This window comes from Paracoccus sp. MBLB3053 (assembly GCF_031822435.1).
Lineage (GTDB): Bacteria > Pseudomonadota > Alphaproteobacteria > Rhodobacterales > Rhodobacteraceae > Paracoccus > Paracoccus aurantius.
In genome coordinates this window covers 2,520,083-2,536,457 of record NZ_JAVQLW010000001.1, presented here as the reverse complement: position 1 = coordinate 2,536,457, position 16,375 = coordinate 2,520,083, and the positions used below count along the sequence as shown (strand labels likewise).

General features: G+C 62.5%; 16 protein-coding genes. 11 read left to right on the top strand and 5 right to left on the bottom strand.

Going from position 1 to position 16,375, the window contains the following annotated elements; all coding sequences use genetic code 11:
• Positions 1 to 47: 47 nt before the first annotated feature.
• The 8 genes from RGQ15_RS12655 to RGQ15_RS12620 all read left to right on the top strand — a co-directional run bounded on the left by RGQ15_RS12655 (position 48) and on the right by RGQ15_RS12620 (position 9,339).
• Positions 48 to 3,452 carry an indolepyruvate ferredoxin oxidoreductase family protein gene (locus RGQ15_RS12655; RefSeq protein ID WP_409201320.1) on the top strand — a complete coding sequence of 1,135 codons (3,405 nt, stop codon included), beginning with the start codon at positions 48 to 50 and terminating at the stop codon, positions 3,450 to 3,452.
• A gap of 64 nt (positions 3,453 to 3,516) precedes the next feature.
• Complete coding sequence (locus tag RGQ15_RS12650) at positions 3,517 to 4,329, top strand: glutamate racemase (protein ID WP_311160624.1); 813 nt, start codon at positions 3,517 to 3,519, stop codon at positions 4,327 to 4,329.
• Positions 4,330 to 4,347: 18 nt separating this feature from the next.
• Positions 4,348 to 4,791, top strand: a complete 444-nt coding sequence (ccmE, locus tag RGQ15_RS12645) for a cytochrome c maturation protein CcmE (protein WP_311160623.1) — start codon at positions 4,348 to 4,350, stop codon at positions 4,789 to 4,791.
• A 76-nt stretch (positions 4,792 to 4,867) separates the two neighbouring features.
• Positions 4,868 to 5,479 (top strand): holin-associated N-acetylmuramidase, encoded by a 612-nt coding sequence (locus tag RGQ15_RS12640; protein WP_311160622.1) that lies wholly within the window; start codon positions 4,868 to 4,870, stop codon positions 5,477 to 5,479.
• Positions 5,470 to 6,000, top strand: coding sequence for a holin family protein (locus tag RGQ15_RS12635; protein ID WP_311160620.1), 531 nt, complete (start codon positions 5,470 to 5,472; stop codon positions 5,998 to 6,000). The genes RGQ15_RS12640 and RGQ15_RS12635 overlap by 10 nt, the downstream gene beginning before the upstream one ends.
• A gap of 85 nt (positions 6,001 to 6,085) precedes the next feature.
• On the top strand, positions 6,086 to 8,047 hold the full coding sequence (locus tag RGQ15_RS12630) for a heme lyase CcmF/NrfE family subunit (RefSeq protein ID WP_311160619.1): 1,962 nt from the start codon (positions 6,086 to 6,088) through the stop codon (positions 8,045 to 8,047).
• Positions 8,048 to 8,051: 4 nt separating this feature from the next.
• Positions 8,052 to 8,504: a cytochrome c-type biogenesis protein gene (locus RGQ15_RS12625; RefSeq protein WP_311160618.1), complete on the top strand. Its 453-nt coding sequence runs from the start codon at positions 8,052 to 8,054 to the stop codon at positions 8,502 to 8,504.
• A 64-nt stretch (positions 8,505 to 8,568) separates the two neighbouring features.
• The gene (locus tag RGQ15_RS12620; protein WP_311160617.1) at positions 8,569 to 9,339 is read left to right on the top strand and encodes an enoyl-CoA hydratase-related protein; all 771 of its coding nucleotides are present in this window, start codon (positions 8,569 to 8,571) and stop codon (positions 9,337 to 9,339) included.
• Positions 9,340 to 9,342: 3 nt separating this feature from the next.
• Here the strand turns inward: RGQ15_RS12620 and RGQ15_RS12615 are convergent, their stop codons facing one another.
• The 3 genes from RGQ15_RS12615 to RGQ15_RS12605 all read right to left on the bottom strand — a co-directional run bounded on the left by RGQ15_RS12615 (position 9,343) and on the right by RGQ15_RS12605 (position 11,942).
• Complete coding sequence (locus tag RGQ15_RS12615; protein WP_311160615.1) at positions 9,343 to 10,035, bottom strand: NUDIX hydrolase; 693 nt, start codon at positions 10,033 to 10,035, stop codon at positions 9,343 to 9,345.
• Complete coding sequence (locus RGQ15_RS12610) at positions 10,032 to 10,445, bottom strand: DUF983 domain-containing protein (RefSeq protein WP_311160613.1); 414 nt, start codon at positions 10,443 to 10,445, stop codon at positions 10,032 to 10,034. The genes RGQ15_RS12615 and RGQ15_RS12610 overlap by 4 nt, the downstream gene beginning before the upstream one ends.
• Positions 10,446 to 10,538: 93 nt before the next feature.
• The gene (locus tag RGQ15_RS12605; RefSeq protein ID WP_311160612.1) at positions 10,539 to 11,942 is read right to left on the bottom strand and encodes a diguanylate cyclase domain-containing protein; all 1,404 of its coding nucleotides are present in this window, start codon (positions 11,940 to 11,942) and stop codon (positions 10,539 to 10,541) included.
• Between the two features lie 109 nt (positions 11,943 to 12,051).
• Between RGQ15_RS12605 and RGQ15_RS12600 the strand changes: the two genes are divergently transcribed.
• Positions 12,052 to 12,321, top strand: coding sequence for a DUF3572 domain-containing protein (locus RGQ15_RS12600; RefSeq protein ID WP_311160610.1), 270 nt, complete (start codon positions 12,052 to 12,054; stop codon positions 12,319 to 12,321).
• Between the two features lie 77 nt (positions 12,322 to 12,398).
• Here the strand turns inward: RGQ15_RS12600 and RGQ15_RS12595 are convergent, their stop codons facing one another.
• On the bottom strand, positions 12,399 to 13,760 hold the full coding sequence (locus tag RGQ15_RS12595) for an aminotransferase (RefSeq protein WP_311160608.1): 1,362 nt from the start codon (positions 13,758 to 13,760) through the stop codon (positions 12,399 to 12,401).
• Positions 13,761 to 13,965: 205 nt separating this feature from the next.
• Here RGQ15_RS12595 and RGQ15_RS12590 point away from each other — a divergent pair, with 205 nt between their 5' ends.
• The gene (locus tag RGQ15_RS12590) at positions 13,966 to 14,415 is read left to right on the top strand and encodes a DUF2380 domain-containing protein (protein ID WP_311160606.1); all 450 of its coding nucleotides are present in this window, start codon (positions 13,966 to 13,968) and stop codon (positions 14,413 to 14,415) included.
• On the opposite strand, the gene RGQ15_RS12585 is transcribed toward RGQ15_RS12590, so the two are convergent.
• The gene (locus tag RGQ15_RS12585; RefSeq protein ID WP_311160605.1) at positions 14,394 to 14,735 is read right to left on the bottom strand and encodes a TfoX/Sxy family protein; all 342 of its coding nucleotides are present in this window, start codon (positions 14,733 to 14,735) and stop codon (positions 14,394 to 14,396) included. The two genes, RGQ15_RS12590 and RGQ15_RS12585, sit on opposite strands and share 22 nt — an antisense overlap.
• A gap of 66 nt (positions 14,736 to 14,801) precedes the next feature.
• Here RGQ15_RS12585 and miaB point away from each other — a divergent pair, with 66 nt between their 5' ends.
• On the top strand, positions 14,802 to 16,163 hold the full coding sequence (miaB, locus tag RGQ15_RS12580) for a tRNA (N6-isopentenyl adenosine(37)-C2)-methylthiotransferase MiaB (protein ID WP_311160604.1): 1,362 nt from the start codon (positions 14,802 to 14,804) through the stop codon (positions 16,161 to 16,163).
• The last annotated feature ends 212 nt before the right edge of the window (positions 16,164 to 16,375 follow it).

Below are 16,375 nucleotides of genomic sequence, written 5' to 3'. Positions count from 1 at the left end.
CTGACCTATAATGCCTCCATACCAGTCATCAAGCTTGGGAGGGCCAGATGAGCGTGCAGGATTTTTCTCTGTCTGATAGGTATGATCTGAACAAGCGTCATGTCCTGTTGAACGGGACGCAGGCACTTGTCCGGCTGATGCTGATGCAATCTGCCCGCGACCGGGCGGCGGGGTTGGATACGGCAGGGTTGGTGACAGGATACCGCGGGTCGCCCCTGGGCGGCGTCGACCTGCAGATGATGAAATCCAGAAAAGAACTCACCGCGGCGCAAGTCCTGTTTCAGCCGGGGCTGAACGAGGACCTGGCCGCGACGGCGATCTGGGGCAGTCAGCAGGCAGAACTGCGCGGAGAGGGCAGGCATGACGGTGTCTTTGCGCTTTGGTACGGCAAGGGGCCGGGGGTCGATCGCACGGGCGACGTGATGCGCCACGCCAATATGGCGGGGTCGTCGCGGCATGGTGGCGTCATCATGGCGATGGGGGATGACCATACCGGCGAAAGCTCGACCGTGCTTCATCAATCCGACTGGGCAATGGTAGATGCCTATATCCCGGTCCTTTCGCCTGCCGGGGTGCAGGAGATTCTGGATTTCGGCCTTTACGGCTTTGCATTGTCGCGTTTCGCCGGGGTCTGGACGGGTCTCAAGACGATGAAGGACACCGTCGAGGCCACGAGCGTCGTCGATGGTGATCCCTTCCGGCTGAAATTCGTGACGCCTCCGGATTTCCTGTTGCCCGAAGGCGGACTGAACATCCGGCTGGGCGATACGCCCGTCGCTCAGGAAGCGCGGATGATCGATTACAAGCGTTTTGCGGCCGAAGCCTTCGCACGCGCCAACCGCATCGACCATCCGGTCTGGAACGCGCCCGGCGCGCGGATAGGTTTTGTTGCCGCGGGCAAGAACTGGCTGGATCTCGTTCATGCGATGTCCCTGCTTGGCATCGACGAGGCCGAGGCCGAACGGCTGGGCATTTCAACCTACAAGGTTGGGCAGACCTGGCCTATGGACATGAAATCGTTCCAGGAATGGTCCGAGGGGCTCGAGGTCATCGTTGTCGTCGAGGAAAAGCGCAAGCTGATCGAGGTGCAGGTCAAGGAAGCGATATTCGACAACCGCCACGGCCGAAGGGTGCTGGGCTGGAAACACGACCGCACGCGTGAGGAGCTTTTCCCGACCCGCTACGCGCTTGACCCGGTGATGATCGCCCAGAAACTCGGCGGTATCCTGATCGAGGAGGGGCGGGGAACCGAAGCGATCAAGTCAGGCCTGCAGCGGTTGACCGAGGTTCGCCGCAATGACAACGCTCCGGAAATCGCCACGCGCACGCCGTGGTTCTGTTCGGGCTGTCCGCATAACACCTCGACCAGACTTCCCGAGGGGGCGCGGGCCTATGCGGGGATCGGCTGCCATTACATGGTCCAGTGGATGGACCGCGAAACTTCGGGCTTCACCCATATGGGCGGAGAGGGCGCGAACTGGATTGGCGAGGGGCCGTTCAGTAAAAGACAGCACATATTCCAGAATCTTGGAGACGGAACCTATAACCACTCAGGGTCTCTCGCGATCCGGGCTGCCAAGGCCGCAGGCGCGAATATCACCTATAAGATCCTGTTCAACGATGCGGTGGCCATGACGGGCGGTCAACCGAACGAAGGCGGTCTGACCGCGCCACAGATTGCGCATGAGCTTCAGGCGATGGGCGTGTCGCCTGTCGTCGCGGTCTATGACGAGAAGGAAGAGATCGACCGCAGCCAGTTTCCTTCGGGGCTTCGGTTCGAAGAACGTGCCTCGATGCTTGCCGTCCAGAAAGAGCTTGAGCAGGTCGATGGCGTCAGCGCGATCATCTATATCCAGACCTGCGCGGCCGAGAAACGGCGTCGGCGCAAGCGCGGCCAGTTTCCGGATCCCGATCGCCGGGTCTGGATCAATCCCGATGTGTGCGAAGGCTGCGGCGATTGCGGCGTGCAGTCGAACTGCGTTTCGATCGTGCCGAACGAGACCGAGTTGGGACGCAAGCGGGCCATCGACCAGTCGAGCTGCAACAAGGATTACAGCTGCCTCAAGGGCTTTTGCCCCAGTTTCGTTTCGGTCCGCGGTTCCAAGCTGAAAAGGCCCAAGGCGGCCGAGCTGGACTTGCCTGAACTGCCCACGCCGCAATTGCCGACGATCCAGGGCACACACAACGTCGTCATTACCGGGGTTGGCGGGACTGGTGTTGTCACCATCGGCGCGGTGCTTGCCCAGGCCGCTCATATCGACGGCAAGGGCGCCGGAATGATGGAGATGGCGGGGCTCGCCCAGAAGGGCGGAGCAGTCCATATCCACCTGCGCCTTGCAGATCGACCCGAGGATATCAGCGCTATCCGTGTCGCCGTTGGCGAGGCGGATTGCATCATCGGCGGCGATCTTGTCGTGACGGCAGGCGCGAAAACGATTGGCCTGATGACCAAGGGTCGGACCGGGGCCGTCGTGAATGAACATGAGATCATCACCGGGGATTTCACCCGCAACCGTGACTTCCAGATCCCCGCCGACAGGTTGCGGTTGTCACTTCAGGCCCGGCTGGGCGATCGGGTCGGATTCTTCGATGCCTCCACGCTTGCGCTGAAGCTCCTTGGGGATTCGATCTATTCGAACATGCTGGTGCTGGGCGGCGCCTGGCAGCAGGGTCTTATCCCGTTGAGCGAGGCGGCGATCCTGCGCGCGATCGAGCTGAACGGCGCGAAGGTCGCGGAAAATCAGCGGGCGTTCCAGATCGGTCGGTGGGCCATGGCAGAGCCGCATGCCGCCGAGGCGTTCCTACATCAGGCAGTCGAGGACGCCGAGGTCAAGGACCCCGTCGAATACCGTGCCGCCCGCCTCGTGGATTATCAGAACGAAAAACTGGCGGCCCGTTTCCGGGCGCTTGTCGGACTCGCACCGGCAGAGATGAAGGAAAGTGTGGCCAAGGGCTATTACAAGCTTCTGGCCTACAAGGATGAATACGAGGTTGCCCGTCTTCATCTGTCCACCCGCGCGATGATTGCGGAAGAGTTCGAAGGTGAACCGGATCTGAGCTTCCATCTTGCGCCCCCGTTCATGCCGGGAATGGACCCGGACGGCCGCCCGAAAAAGCGCGAATTCTCGGGGAAATGGATGCTTCCTGCCTTTCGTCTGCTGGCGCGCCTGAAATGGCTCAGGGGAACAGCCTTCGATCCCTTCGGCCGGGCGGCAGAGCGTCGCGCGGAACGCGCGGCGATCGCGGAATACGAAGCCGACATGAAAAAGCTTCTACCGCTCGCCAAACCGCAGACCATGGCCATCCTGCGCGAGCTTGCCGAGCTGCCGCTGGAGGTTCGAGGATACGGACCAGTCAAGGAGGCTTCGGCCGTGAAGGCCGCCGAACGCCGGGAATATCTGCTTGCCGCCTTCAGCGAGGGCGGATCGCCCATGGCGCAGGCTGCCGAGTGACATAAATCATGGCGTTCCCTTGCGGCGCGTCCTAAAAAGGCGCGTCGCGAGCAGGAGGCTAGTCATGGCGGTGGGCATATTCGATTCGGGTCTTGGTGGTTTGACGGTGCTGGATGCCGTCGCCGCGCATCTGCCCGATCTGCCGCTGGTCTATCTGGGTGACAACAAGCACACTCCCTATGGCGTTCGCGATGCCGACGACATCTTCAACCTGACCTGCGCAGGTGTGGAACGCCTTTGGCAGGAAGGGTGCGATCTGGTCATCCTGGCCTGCAATACGGCTTCGGCCGCGGCGCTGAAACGGATGCAGGAAACCTGGCTGCCCGAGAACAAACGCGTGCTCGGTGTCTTTGTCCCGATGATCGAGGCGTTGACCGAGCGGCGCTGGGGCGACAATTCCCCGCCGCGTGAGGTCGAGGTCAAGCATGTCGCGTTATTCGCGACGCCTGCAACTGTGGCGAGCCGGGCATTTCAGCGTGAGCTTGCGTTCCGTGCGATTGGCGTCGATGTCGAGGCTCAGCCATGCGGCGGCGTCGTGGATGCCATCGAGCAGGGCGATGAGATCCTTGCGGAGGCACTGGTCACGAGCCATGTCGAAGCGCTGATGCGCCGCATGCCTCATCCGCAGGCAGCGATCCTTGGATGCACTCATTACCCCTTGGTTCAGGCCACCTTCCAGAAAGCTCTTGGACCGAATGTCGAAGTCTATTCGCAACCGAAGCTGGTGGCCGAAAGCCTTGAGGACTATCTCAGGCGGCATCCCGAATTCATCGGTGCGGGCACGACGTCGCGCTTCCTGACGACCGGTGATCCAGTGCGCGTCTCTGGCAAGGCCACTCAGTTCCTGCGTTATCCGATCAAGTTCGAGGCCGCTTAAGAAGAACGGGGTTGTGGTATGAAATCGCTCAAGAAAAAGCGCAGAATTCAGGTGATCGCAATCGCGGCGGGTGCGCTTTTTCTATCGACCGTTCTGATTGGCTATGCACTTCAAGACGGGATCAACCTCTATCGCTCGCCCAGCGAGATGAGCGAAAGGCCGCCCGCCGCTGACGAGGTCTTCCGGCTTGGCGGGCTTGTCGAGGAAGGGACGCTTCAGCGCGGTACCGGCGAGACTGTCAGCTTCAGCGTGACCGATGGCGGCGCGTCGATCCGGGTAGTTTACACGGGCGTCCTGCCGGATCTTTTCTCCGAGGGCCAAGGGATGATCGGCACAGGTCGCATGGAAGGGGAAACCTTCGTTGCAGACGAAATTCTGGCCAAGCATGACGAAAACTACATGCCGCGCGAGGTGATCGACTCGCTCAAGGAACAGGGCGTCTACGAAGATCCCAACTCGTGATGCAACGCACGCAAGGTTAAGGATGGGTTAACTGCCTGACGGCAGCGTTGCTGCCAGTTCTGCTGAAGGAGCTGGCATGAAGACAGTCGAACAGATCGCCGCGGAGATCGTCGCGCGCGAAGGTGGTTTCGTAAACGATCCTGATGATCCTGGCGGCGCAACCAAACATGGCGTGACGCTTGCCACGTTGCGGCGGCTCGGGCTGGATACGAATGGCGATGGCCGGACGGATCTCGCCGATGTGAAGGCGCTGCGTGCCGATGAGGCCGCCCGCATCTTTGTCGAGGAATATTTTCGCCGCCCCCGGTTGGGCGAGCTTCCCAGATCTATTCAGGCATCGGTGTTCGATATGTACGTCAATGCTGGCGGAAATGCGGTCAAGATCCTGCAACGTCTTGTGACGCGCATGGGGTTTGCCGCGGATGATGATGGCGTCATCGGGCCGGTCACGATACTTGCGACGCGGTCGGCTGATGCCGCAGCACCTTCCCATTTTGCGGATGCCTACGGGATCGCGCGGCGCAACTATTATTACGCGCTGGCAGATGCCCGCCCGGCCAGCCGCAAGTTTGCCCGTTCGAACTCTGGCGGGAAGGGGGGGTGGATCACCCGCGCAGAGGAGTTCATCTCGGCGAAATATCACCTGACGCTGAGCGAGCATCGGGCGAGGGTGTCGGCATGGGGATGATCGACCGGTTCATGGGGGCAAGTTCGGCCATTTCGTCCGTGGCCAATGCGGCAACCGGCGTCGCCGAGGTCTTCCACCAGAACGCGACCCGCCGGATGGAGCTTGACGAGAAGGCATTCTCGCAATCCCTCAGCCAATATACGGGCGAATTCTCCGCTCAACCGCGCGGTCGGTTCGACGATTTCGTGAATGGCCTGAACCGGTTGCCACGACCCATGCTGACCATGGGGACGGTCGGTCTGTTCATCTATGCCATGGTCGAGCCGGTCGGCTTCGGCCTCCGCATGGAGAACTTGAACCTCGTTCCCGAACCGATGTGGTGGCTCTTGGGTGCGATCATCAGCTTTTACTTCGGGGCCCGGGAAACCCATTACCTGCGTAACCATCGCCCCTTCAAGGCGGCGAAGACCGCAGATCCGGACGTTCCGCAACCTGAAGCAAGGCCGAGTTTCATCGCGTCCGATCCGTTCGGCGACAACGCCGCCTTGCGCGACTGGATAGCCGAAACAGCGAGGATGTGATTTCTCCGCGCCAGGTGCGGCGTCGGTGGGGCTGGCTTGCCCGGCTTGGCGCCGCTATTCTCTGCCCAGCTATGAGGAGAAGCCAATGAATGCGGAACTTGGCCACTTTGCCCTGATACTTGCCTTGGCCGTGGCCATGTTCCAGATGATCGTGCCGATGCTGGGCGCGGCAAAGGGATGGACCGGTTGGATCGACAGCGCCCGGCCTGCGGCCATCGCCCAGTTCGGGCTGATCGGTCTGTCCTTCGCCGCGCTGACGGCGGCATTCGTTTCCTCGGATTTCTCGGTCAGGCTCGTCTTCGAGAACTCCCATACGGCCAAGCCGATGATCTACAAGATCTCGGGCGTCTGGGGGAACCACGAGGGCTCGATGCTGCTGTGGGTGTTGATCCTTGCGCTATTCGGCGCGGCGGTAGCGATCTTTGACGAAAACCTTCCACCCAGTCTCCGGGCAAGGGTACTTTCGGTTCAGGGAGCGATCGGTGTGGCATTCCTTGCCTTCATCCTGTTCACCTCGAACCCGTTCCTGAGACTGGAAAGCGCACCCTTCAACGGGCGCGATCTCAATCCGCTACTTCAGGATCCGGGGCTCGCGTTCCACCCGCCCTTCCTCTACCTCGGTTATGTGGGCTTGTCGGTCGCCTTCAGCTTCGCGGTTGCGGCGCTGATCGAAGGACGGGTGGACGCCGCATGGGCCCGATGGGTCAGGCCCTGGACGCTTGCGGCCTGGGTGTTTCTGACCATCGGTATCGCGCTGGGTTCGTGGTGGGCCTATTACGAGTTGGGCTGGGGCGGGTTCTGGTTCTGGGATCCGGTCGAAAACGCCAGTTTCATGCCCTGGCTGCTTGCGGCTGCCTTGCTTCATTCCGCCATCGTGGTCGAGAAGCGCGAGGTTCTGAAAAGCTGGACCATCCTGCTTGCCATCATGGCATTCGGGTTTTCGCTGATCGGTACCTTCATTGTGCGCTCGGGCGTCATCACGTCGGTCCACAGCTTCGCGAATGATCCAGAACGCGGTGTTTTCATCCTGGCGATTCTCGCCGTTTTCGTCGGTGGTGCGCTGAGCCTGTTTTCGTTCCGGGCGACATCAATGCAGGCCAAGGGAGTGTTTTCACCCATTTCGCGGGAAGGGGGGTTGATCCTGAACAACATCCTGCTGGCGGTGGCGGCCTTTGTTGTCTTCATCGGGACGGTCTGGCCGCTGCTGGCCGAAATGCTTTGGGATCGGAAGCTTTCCGTTGGCCCCCCCTTCTTCGACAAGGCATTCACGCCCTTCATGATCGTCTTGGCGATCGTCCTGCCGCTGGGGGCGATCGTCCCCTGGAAACGGGCCAAGCCTGGCAAGGCAGCGCGATCGCTGCGGCCGGCGCTGGTCCTTGCTGCCGCAGTGATGGCCCTGGTCTATGCCGTATCGACCGGGCATTCTGCACTTGCCGTGATCGGCGCGGGGCTGGGTTCGTGGCTGGTCGCAGGTGCCGCGGTGGATCTGCGATTGCGCGCAGGCAGCTCGGGCCTCGCCCGTCTTGGCCGACTGCCTCGGGCAGACTGGGGCAAGGCGGTCTCGCATGCGGGTCTTGGGGTCACCTTCATCGGCGTCAGCCTGCTCATGGCTTGGCAGGTCGAGGATATCCGCATCGCCCAATTGGGCGACAGTTTCGAGGTCGCGGGTTATACAGTCACGCTGGAGGCAGTCGTCGAGCAGCCCGGCCCGAACTATGAGGCGACGGTTGCCACGATGAAGGTCGAGAAGGGAGGTCGCGAAGTGGCGCGTCTCCATCCCGAAAAGCGGGTCTACCCGGTCCAGGCCATGCCGACGACCGAAGCCGCGATTCAGAATGGCCTGTTTCGCGACCTTTACCTGGTAATCGGCGATGAGCAGCTTGGCGGGGGCTGGGCAGTTCGGACCTATATCAAGCCCTTTGCCAGCTGGATCTGGCTGGGTGCGACGCTGATGGCGCTTGGCGGGCTGATCAGCCTTTCCGACCGCCGATATCGCGTTGCCGCAGGCGCCAAGCGCCAGATGGCGCAGTTGAATGCGGCTGAGTGATCCGATGCGCGTCTTTCTGATTTGCCTTGCCCTTTTGATCTCCGTTCCTGCTTGGGCGGTACAACCGGATGAAATGCTGGCCGACCCGACGCTCGAGGCGCGCGCCCGCGAGATTTCCAAGATCCTGCGCTGCCCGGTCTGTCAGGGCGAGACGATCGACGAATCCAATGCTGCCATCAGCCGGGATCTGCGCCTATACCTGCGCGAAAGGCTTGTTGCGGGGGACAGCAATGATCAGGCGGTCGAGGCCGTGACCGATCGCTTTGGCGAATATGTGCTGTTCGAGCCTCGCGCGCGGGGTATCAACTTGCTGCTTTATCTTGCCGGTCCTGCAATGGCGCTGATCGCGCTTCTGATCGGATGGCGGTTCGTGCGCAGCCGCGCCGCTTCCGAGATCGAGACGACCACGCTTTCACCCGAAGAACGCAAACGCCTGGATCGCCTGATGAAGGATTGACGCGAGGTCGCGCTTCCGTCCTCTGACCCGCCCGGTCAGGATGCCCCGAACCCTGGGAGGAAGCATGAACCATCAGACCATCACGATTTCCTGCGAGCAGGGCATTGCCACGATCGCGCTGAACCGGCCCGAGGTGATGAATGCCCTGAACAGCCGGATGCGGGCAGAGATCACCGAAGCTTTTGCCGACCTGCCCGAAGGCACGCGCTGCGCCGTCCTGACCGGCAGCGGTCGTGCCTTTTGTTCGGGGCAGGATCTGTCCGATGCGACCGCCGGTCTCGACGCCGAGCGCGTGTTGCGCGAGGAATACGAGCCGATGCTGGCTGCGATCATCAACGCGCCGGTCCCTGTCATCGCCGCGGTCAATGGTGTCGCGGCAGGGGCGGGGGCCAATCTCGCGCTGGCGGCCGATATCGTGATCGCCGCGGAAAGTGCAAGCTTCGTCCAGGCATTCAGCCGGATCGGGCTTATCCCCGATGCGGGCGGAACGTTCATCCTGCCCCGCACCATCGGCATGGCCAGATCAATGGGCGCAATGCTGCTCGCCGAGCCCGTTCCGGCGCGGCAGGCGGTCGAATGGGGAATGATCTGGGAAGCCGTGCCGGATGCCGAACTTGGCAAGATCGTCGGGTCCCGAGCCGCGACGCTTGCACGGGGTGCAACGCGGTCCTTCGTGGCGATACGCGAAGCGGTGCGCGGTTCGGCGGCGAACGATCTGGCCGCGCAGCTGGCACTGGAGGCGAAACTGCAGGCACAAATGACCGCGACCGCGGATTTCGCGGAAGGTGTCGCGTCGTTTCTTGAAAAACGTGCGCCTCGTTTCCGGGGGGCGTAGCGGTCAGGTAATCTGAAGGAAGCGCGGCTCGCAGTCCTGATTGTCGAAGAAGGGGACGGTTTGCGGTTGGCTCAGTGGCCCGCCGCGGCCGATCATGGCCGAGATTTCGGCCAGAACCACTTCGGTGATGAAGGGCAGGTCGAGTGCGCGGGCCTGCGACAGGGGAACCCAGTGCAGATGGGAAAGCTCGTCGCAGGCCAAGCTGAAATCATTGCGATCACCGTGAAGGCTTTCGGCATCGAGAAGCAGGAAGCGGGCGTCGAACCGTCGGGTTCGGCCGGGCGGCGTTATGGCGCGAAAGAGATAGATCAACCCGTTCGGGTTCGGGGCAAGCCCGGCATTCGCGTAATGATCCCAGCGCGCCGGCGCAGGTCCTGTGCCCTTGGTGAGCAGCCCGGTTTCCTCGGCCAGTTCCCGCAATGCCGCTGTAACGATCGCCTCGGGCGAGACCGGCGCGTCCCGCCGCGGTTCGGCTGCGAGAAGCCTGCGCAGCAGCGGATCGACCGGCTTGGACAGTTCGACCTCGGCATCGGCCTCGTCGACCGCTCCGCCCGGAAAGACGTATTTAGACGGCATGAACGCGGCTGCAGTCCCGCGCTGCCCCATCAGGACTGCGGGTTCATCCGGGGCCGTCCGATCGAGCAGGATGATGGTTGCGGCATCGCGGATTTTCTGCCCGCCGGATGGGATGTTCATAATGCGGCAGCCTCTGCGGGCCGGGCCTTGGCACCAAAGCCATGCATGCGGCGCGCCCATTGGAAACCGACGAATCCGCCCTTGATCACGGGCAGAAGCACCAGCGACAGGATGATTGCGCCAAGGCTGAACCCGATCAGAAGAGACATGGGCGACGGCCGATAAGCCATGTAGACCGCCAGAAGCAGTGGCGCAACCAGATGCGACACAAGCAGGATGGTCAGATAGGCCGGCCCGTCATCGGTCCGCTGGTGATGAAGCTCCTCGCCGCAGGTGTCACAGCGATCGACAATCGTCAGATAACCCCGGAAAAGCTTGCCCTTGCCGCAGGCGGGACAGTGCCGCGCAGCACCTCGGAGCATCGCGGGTTTCAGCGGTCTTTCGGCCGCGGCAGCCTGAATTCCGGACATTGCCGTTCCTCCTCTTGCGTGCTGCAAATCTAGGCGCGCATCGGCCGAAAGAAAAGCGCGGCAAGTGTCGCATGCTGACAGGGGGAAAGTTGCTCAGGCCGCGAGCGGGGCTGTGTCCAGCACGACCCGGTTTCGTCCGGCCGATTTCGCGCGGAACAAGGCGCGGTCGGCCCGGGCAAGCAAGGACGTGGTTCCACCTGCTTCGCCTTCAGAAAGGAAAGGTTCGTGGATCGCGATTCCCGTTGAAATTGTGACCGATGCCTCGCTCCTGCCGCAGCCTGCTGGCAGGGGAATTGGCTGGGAGGCGATGTTCCTGCGCATGTTCTCGGCCAGTTCCGAAGCACGGCCCGCGGAACAATCGGCGATCACGACGAGAAATTCTTCGCCCCCGAGGCGGGCAAGTAATGCGCCCTCGGGCAGGGCCGCTTCCAGCCTCCGGGCCGTGGCGGCTAGAACGGCGTCGCCGGCCGCATGGCCAAACAGATCGTTGACCTGCTTGAACCGGTCGAGATCCAGGACCATGACAGAAAGCGCAGCTGCCGCCTGTCCGGCTTCAGCGAACATGGTTTCCAGTCGAGGCAATGCAAAGCGCCGGTTGTAAAGTCCGGTCAGTGGATCAATCATCGCCCAGAGCATGTTGCGCCTGCTTTCCTGCCTGCGCCGATCGGAATCGCGTTTGCGCTCGATCTGCGCCTCAAGTCGGATCGCCGCCTCGGCCGCCATGGTCGGTCCGGAAATCTCCGCGGGCAGAACGTCTCCGGCCCCCAGATCCAGGGCAACAGGCGCAAGGTCGAGCCTGCTGTTCGCAAGCAGCACGACGAAGGCCGCGTCGCGAGAGACCGGCCGCGAGCGCAATTCTGACAGCAGGCGCAACCCTTCCCCCGGCTGCTTCATATCGGCGGCGATGAGGTAGAGGTCGGGCACGTCGCCACGGGCTGCATCCGCAAGGGCACGTTCGGGATCGCTGATCGAAATGGGGAGTTGCAGACGGTCCTGCAGCGCGAGCCTCCAGCCCAATGCCGTTGCGGGGTGGTGCGTGATGCAGAGCGCACGGGCCTGAAGGCTGCCACGAAACGGCAGCGCCGTTTCCGCCATACCCGCGACGGACAGCGGTACAAGTTCACTGCCATTGTCGGCCCGGATGAGACCGCGAATGCGGGCAAGAAGCGTGAGGTCGTCGCCGACGGAATCGATCAGGGCCGATGCGCCAGCCCGCAACGCGCCGATCCGCTCGCCGCCCTGCGCTTGCACCAGCACCGGCAGATCGGCCCCCCCGGGGCGGGCGCGCAATGCCTGGCAGAGCTCCGCCGCTGTCATGTCGGACAGGGTTGCGCCAATCAGGACGATATGGGGATGGACAGTCGCTGCAAGGCGAAGTGCCTCCTGACCGGAGGCAGTGACCGAAACGTCGTAGCAGGCCGCGGCCAGTTTGACTTTGGTCGTGATGCGGGTGGTGGGAACGCCGTCTGCGACGAGGATGCGTCCTGCGATATTCATCTGTCTGCTTTACACCTTCTGCTCGTGAACGCATCTTTCGCCCCAATTGTTTAAGAAAGGGTTTCCGCCGCCGCGTTTGGCCCCGCGAACCCGGATCACGTGAGGACAGATGACTCCAACGGAAGCACGCGACATCGCGGATCGCGGATTCGTGCATATCGCCGGCGAGGCCGAACTGGTCTCGGCCCTGCTTGCACAATCGGGTAGCGACGTGGCCGGGCTGAAGGCCATGGCAGGACGCCCCGAATTCGGGCAGTTCATCCTTGATTTCCTGCTGGAGAATGACCGCAGGGTGCTGGACTTCGCTCAAGCGGAGGGGATCGCACCTCAGCGCGTGGTGATGGCGCGCGCGGTGCTGGGAGGGGGCGATCCCTGGTAGGGTTCGCTTCCGCCCGCCGATCATACATTCGTTGACAATTGGGGCGGACCGATTGCGACCGGGCCGCCCCCTGATGTTCACGCCACTTCGGCGAAGACCTTGTCGAGTGCCTTTTCGAGCTTGTCGAACATTTCGTCCATCTGCCCCTCGGTGAGGATGAAGGGCGGGCAGAGCACGACGGATTGCCCCAGGGGCCGGCAGATCAGGCCCAGGTCGGTGCAGGTGTTTGCGATGCGCTCGCTGACCGACAGGTTACCGTCGAAGGGGGTCTTGGTCGCCTTGTCCTTGACTGCCTCCAGGGCCCACATGAAGCCGATGCCGCGATATTCGCCGATATTCGGCTTCTGGGCGAGCCGCTGCAGCCCTTCCTCGAAGCGGGGGGCGAGGTTGCGAACGTTCTCCGCCAGCCCCTCGTTCATCACCACGTCGATGGCCTTCAGCGCGATCGCGCAGCCGACCGGATGACCCGAGGCGGTGAAGCCATGCGGAAACTCCTCGATCGCCTCGATCGCATTCTGGACGCGGTTCGCAAGCTCGGGCCCAAGGATGACCGCGCCCATGGGGAACAGGCCCGCCGTCAGGTTCTTGGACGAGATGATGGCGTCGGGCATGTAATCGTAGGTTTCGCAGCCCCAGGTGTTCCCCGTCCGTCCGAAGCCGCAGATGACCTCATCCGAGATCATCGGGATGTCGTGCTTTTTCAGGATCGGCAGGATGGCCTGGAAATAGCCCTTGGCCGGGGGGATAACCCCGCCGGCGCCCATCACCGGTTCGGCAAAGAAGCCCGCGATGGTGTCCGCACCCTCGCGCTCGATCGTGTCTTCCAGTTCCTTGGCAAGGCGCTTGACGAATTGCTCTTCGGTTTCGCCCTCTTCGCCAAAGCGCCAGTAATGCGGGCAGGTCAGGTGCAGGAAGCCGGGCAAAGGCAGGCCGAAGACCGAATTGTAGGGCTTGCCGGTCATACTGGCCGACACCGCGGTCACGCCATGATAGCCGTTCCAGCGCGTCAGGATCTTGCGCTTTTGCGGCTTGCCCTCGGCACCGTGCAGGAACCACAGGATCTTGACCATCGTGTCATTCGCCTCTGAGCCCGAGTTGGTGTAGAACACCCGGCCGTGCGCGAAGGGCGATACCTCGACGAGCTTTTCCGACAGCATCACGGTCTGATCGGACATGCGGCCGAAGAAGGCGTGGTAGCCGGGGAAGCGGTCATACTGGGCCTTGGCCGCCTCGATCAACCCTTTGTGGTCGAAGCCTGCGACCATGTTCCAAAGCCCGGAATTCGCGTCGAGATAACGGCGGCCATGCACATCGACGATATATGGCCCTTCGCCATGGGTCACGACGACCGTGCCCCGCTGATGCACTGACGGCATGTCGGTAAAGCCGTAGAGGGAATATTCCTCGGCTCGGGCTTCCCAGCTTTGTGGTTGGTTCATGTCGTCAGCCTCCGTGGACGTGGTTGGCGGCAGGCTATCCGGGCGCGCGCGGGCGTTCAATGGGGACCAAGCTCGGCCTGTCGGAGTGCCTGCGCCGAACATACCGGATGGGCGATTTGACTGCCATCTCCGACGTTTCTCCCGGTTGCGGCATCGCGGGAGCGGGGGCAGAGTTCACGGATCGCCATACAGCTCTGGGGGCGTCATGCGAAGCTTATGCCTTGCCCTGTTCTTGTGCCTGCCCGTTCCGGTCCTTGCCGAACCGTTGATGATCCTGCCGGTGAAGCTGCTCGACACCTCGAACGAGGCGGTCGATCAGTCCGCGGATCATGCCCGGCGGCAGCAGGCTTTTGCTGACAGGCTGGCCAGCGAACTCTCGGGCACAGTGGTTTCATCGGCCGAGGTCGCCGATGCCTGCCCACGCGAGACTGCGGCCTGTCTTCTGGAACTGCTTGCCGCGAAATCGGCCGAGCGTGGCCTGTTCATCGTCGTGCAAAAGACCAGCATGCTGATCCTGCAGGTCTTTGCCGATCTGGTGGAGGTCGACAGCCAGAAGCTGATTTCCCATCGCGAGCTGAGCTTTCGCGGCGACAATGACGAGGGCTGGAATCGCGCCGCGGACTTCCTGGCCGGTCAGCTTCGCGATGCGGACTGAGGCGCGATCAGTCCGATCGCGCGAAGCTCGGCCTCGATGCCCGACAGGCCATGGCCGCGCAGTTCGAAAACGAGCCGGTCGAACGCCTTTCTCAGCTCGGTCTTCTCTGCGCCGCGGCAATCATTCCACGGCCGTCCCTGAAGTGCCATCTGAAGCACATAGTAGCCGATGAAATGCGGCCGCTCTCCCGCGACAAGAAGCGCGCGATAGGCTTCGTGCGCGCCGATCCGTCGCAAGCTCGCCGCGTCAGGGATGCCTGCCGCGATCAGCGACCGAGCTGTCGCCGGGCCGATATTGGGGATGTCAGTCAGATCACTCATGCCGGCCAGACTTTCCAAAGCGCGTGCTTTCCTGTATCAGCGCTCGAACTCCAAGGACAGCACGGCATGACCGACCCAGCCAGCAAAACCGCTTCGACCCAGAATGCGGCGGCCAAGAAGCTCTTCATCAAGACATATGGCTGCCAGATGAACGTCTATGACAGCCAGCGCATGGCCGAGGCCATGGGCGCCGAGGGCTATGTTCTGACCGAAGACCAGTCCGAAGCCGACATGGTGTTGCTGAATACCTGTCATATCCGCGAAAAGGCGGCCGAAAAGCTTTACTCGGATCTGGGTCGTCTGAAGCCGCTGAAATCGGAAAAGCCGGACCTGAAGATCGGTGTCGCGGGCTGCGTCGCCCAAGCCGAGGGCGAAGAGATCCAGCGTCGCATGCCGATCGTCGATCTGGTCGTCGGCCCGCAGGCCTACCATCGCCTGCCCGCCATGGCCCGTGCGGGCCGGGGGGTGGATACCGAATTCCCCGCCGAAGACAAGTTCGAGCATCTGCCGAAGCCTGCTGCGACCCGCCGCGCGCCCGCGGCCTTCCTGACCGTGCAGGAGGGTTGTGACAAGTTCTGCGCCTTCTGCGTCGTGCCCTATACGCGTGGCGCCGAGGTCAGCCGTCCGGTAGATCGTATCATGCGCGAGGCGCGCGATCTGGTGTCGCGCGGGGTGCGGGAAATCACGCTTTTGGGCCAGAACGTCAATGGCTGGCATGGCGAAGGCCCGGCTTTCGAAGGGCAGGGCGGCGAATGGGGCTTTGGCCGCCTGATCCGCGCCATTGCCGAAATCGACGGCCTTGACCGCATCCGCTACACGACGAGCCATCCCAATGACATGGCCGATGACCTGATCGAGGCGCATCGCAGCGAGCCCAAGCTGATGCCCTATCTGCATCTGCCGGTGCAATCGGGTTCGAACCGCATCCTCAAGGCGATGAACCGCAAGCACACGGTCGATCAGTATCTGCGCCTGATCGACCGTATTCGTGACGCGCGCCCCGACATCATGCTGACGAGCGATTTCATCGTGGGCTTTCCCGGTGAAACCGATCAGGACCACGCAGACACGCTTGATCTCGTGCGTCGGGTGAACTTCGGCACGGCCTTCAGCTTCAAATACTCGCCCCGTCCCGGCACCACCGCCTATGACCGCCCTGAAATCGACAGCGATCTGGCCGATGCACGTCTGCAGGAATTGCAGGCGCTGTTGTCGAGCCAGCAGAAGGCCGCACAGGAAGGCATGGTCGGGCGCGAACTTGGGGTGCTTTTCGAGAAACCGGGCCGACTGGAAGGCCAGATGGTCGGCAAGTCCGACTATCTGCACGCGGTCTTTGTCGAGGCACCGCAGGCCAAGGTCGGTGATCTGGTGCGCGTGCGCATCACCCGGAGTGCGCCGAATTCGCTGGCCGGGGAACTGGTGGTCTGAAAGCCTTGCGCCAGTCTGTGGCGCAATGCCGCAATCCGGTTGACTTTTCCGGGCGAATCCGCGATATACCCGCGACCGGCCGGGTGCATGCCCGTTGCCGGTACGTTATTTTAATCTCACCCAGTGCAAAGGGTGCGCTGTCCGAAGGCGGGTCACAGACCCACGAACACCTGGCAAGCAGGGGCCGTAGGGCGCGGTAGAAGCAAGGAAAG

Coding starts and splice junctions, on each gene's coding strand:
- RGQ15_RS12630 (WP_311160619.1), top strand. CDS start 6,086: ATGAATGCGGAACTTGGCCACTTTGCCCTGATACTTGCCTTGGCCGTG.
- ccmE (WP_311160623.1), top strand. CDS start 4,348: ATGAAATCGCTCAAGAAAAAGCGCAGAATTCAGGTGATCGCAATCGCG.
- RGQ15_RS12620 (WP_311160617.1), top strand. CDS start 8,569: ATGAACCATCAGACCATCACGATTTCCTGCGAGCAGGGCATTGCCACG.
- RGQ15_RS12590 (WP_311160606.1), top strand. CDS start 13,966: ATGCGAAGCTTATGCCTTGCCCTGTTCTTGTGCCTGCCCGTTCCGGTC.
- miaB (WP_311160604.1), top strand. CDS start 14,802: ATGACCGACCCAGCCAGCAAAACCGCTTCGACCCAGAATGCGGCGGCC.
- RGQ15_RS12625 (WP_311160618.1), top strand. CDS start 8,052: ATGCGCGTCTTTCTGATTTGCCTTGCCCTTTTGATCTCCGTTCCTGCT.
- RGQ15_RS12650 (WP_311160624.1), top strand. CDS start 3,517: ATGGCGGTGGGCATATTCGATTCGGGTCTTGGTGGTTTGACGGTGCTG.
- RGQ15_RS12640 (WP_311160622.1), top strand. CDS start 4,868: ATGAAGACAGTCGAACAGATCGCCGCGGAGATCGTCGCGCGCGAAGGT.
- RGQ15_RS12595 (WP_311160608.1), bottom strand. CDS start 13,760: ATGAACCAACCACAAAGCTGGGAAGCCCGAGCCGAGGAATATTCCCTC.
- RGQ15_RS12615 (WP_311160615.1), bottom strand. CDS start 10,035: ATGAACATCCCATCCGGCGGGCAGAAAATCCGCGATGCCGCAACCATC.
- RGQ15_RS12655 (WP_409201320.1), top strand. CDS start 48: ATGAGCGTGCAGGATTTTTCTCTGTCTGATAGGTATGATCTGAACAAG.
- RGQ15_RS12610 (WP_311160613.1), bottom strand. CDS start 10,445: ATGTCCGGAATTCAGGCTGCCGCGGCCGAAAGACCGCTGAAACCCGCG.
- RGQ15_RS12585 (WP_311160605.1), bottom strand. CDS start 14,735: ATGAGTGATCTGACTGACATCCCCAATATCGGCCCGGCGACAGCTCGG.
- RGQ15_RS12600 (WP_311160610.1), top strand. CDS start 12,052: ATGACTCCAACGGAAGCACGCGACATCGCGGATCGCGGATTCGTGCAT.
- RGQ15_RS12605 (WP_311160612.1), bottom strand. CDS start 11,942: ATGAATATCGCAGGACGCATCCTCGTCGCAGACGGCGTTCCCACCACC.
- RGQ15_RS12635 (WP_311160620.1), top strand. CDS start 5,470: ATGGGGATGATCGACCGGTTCATGGGGGCAAGTTCGGCCATTTCGTCC.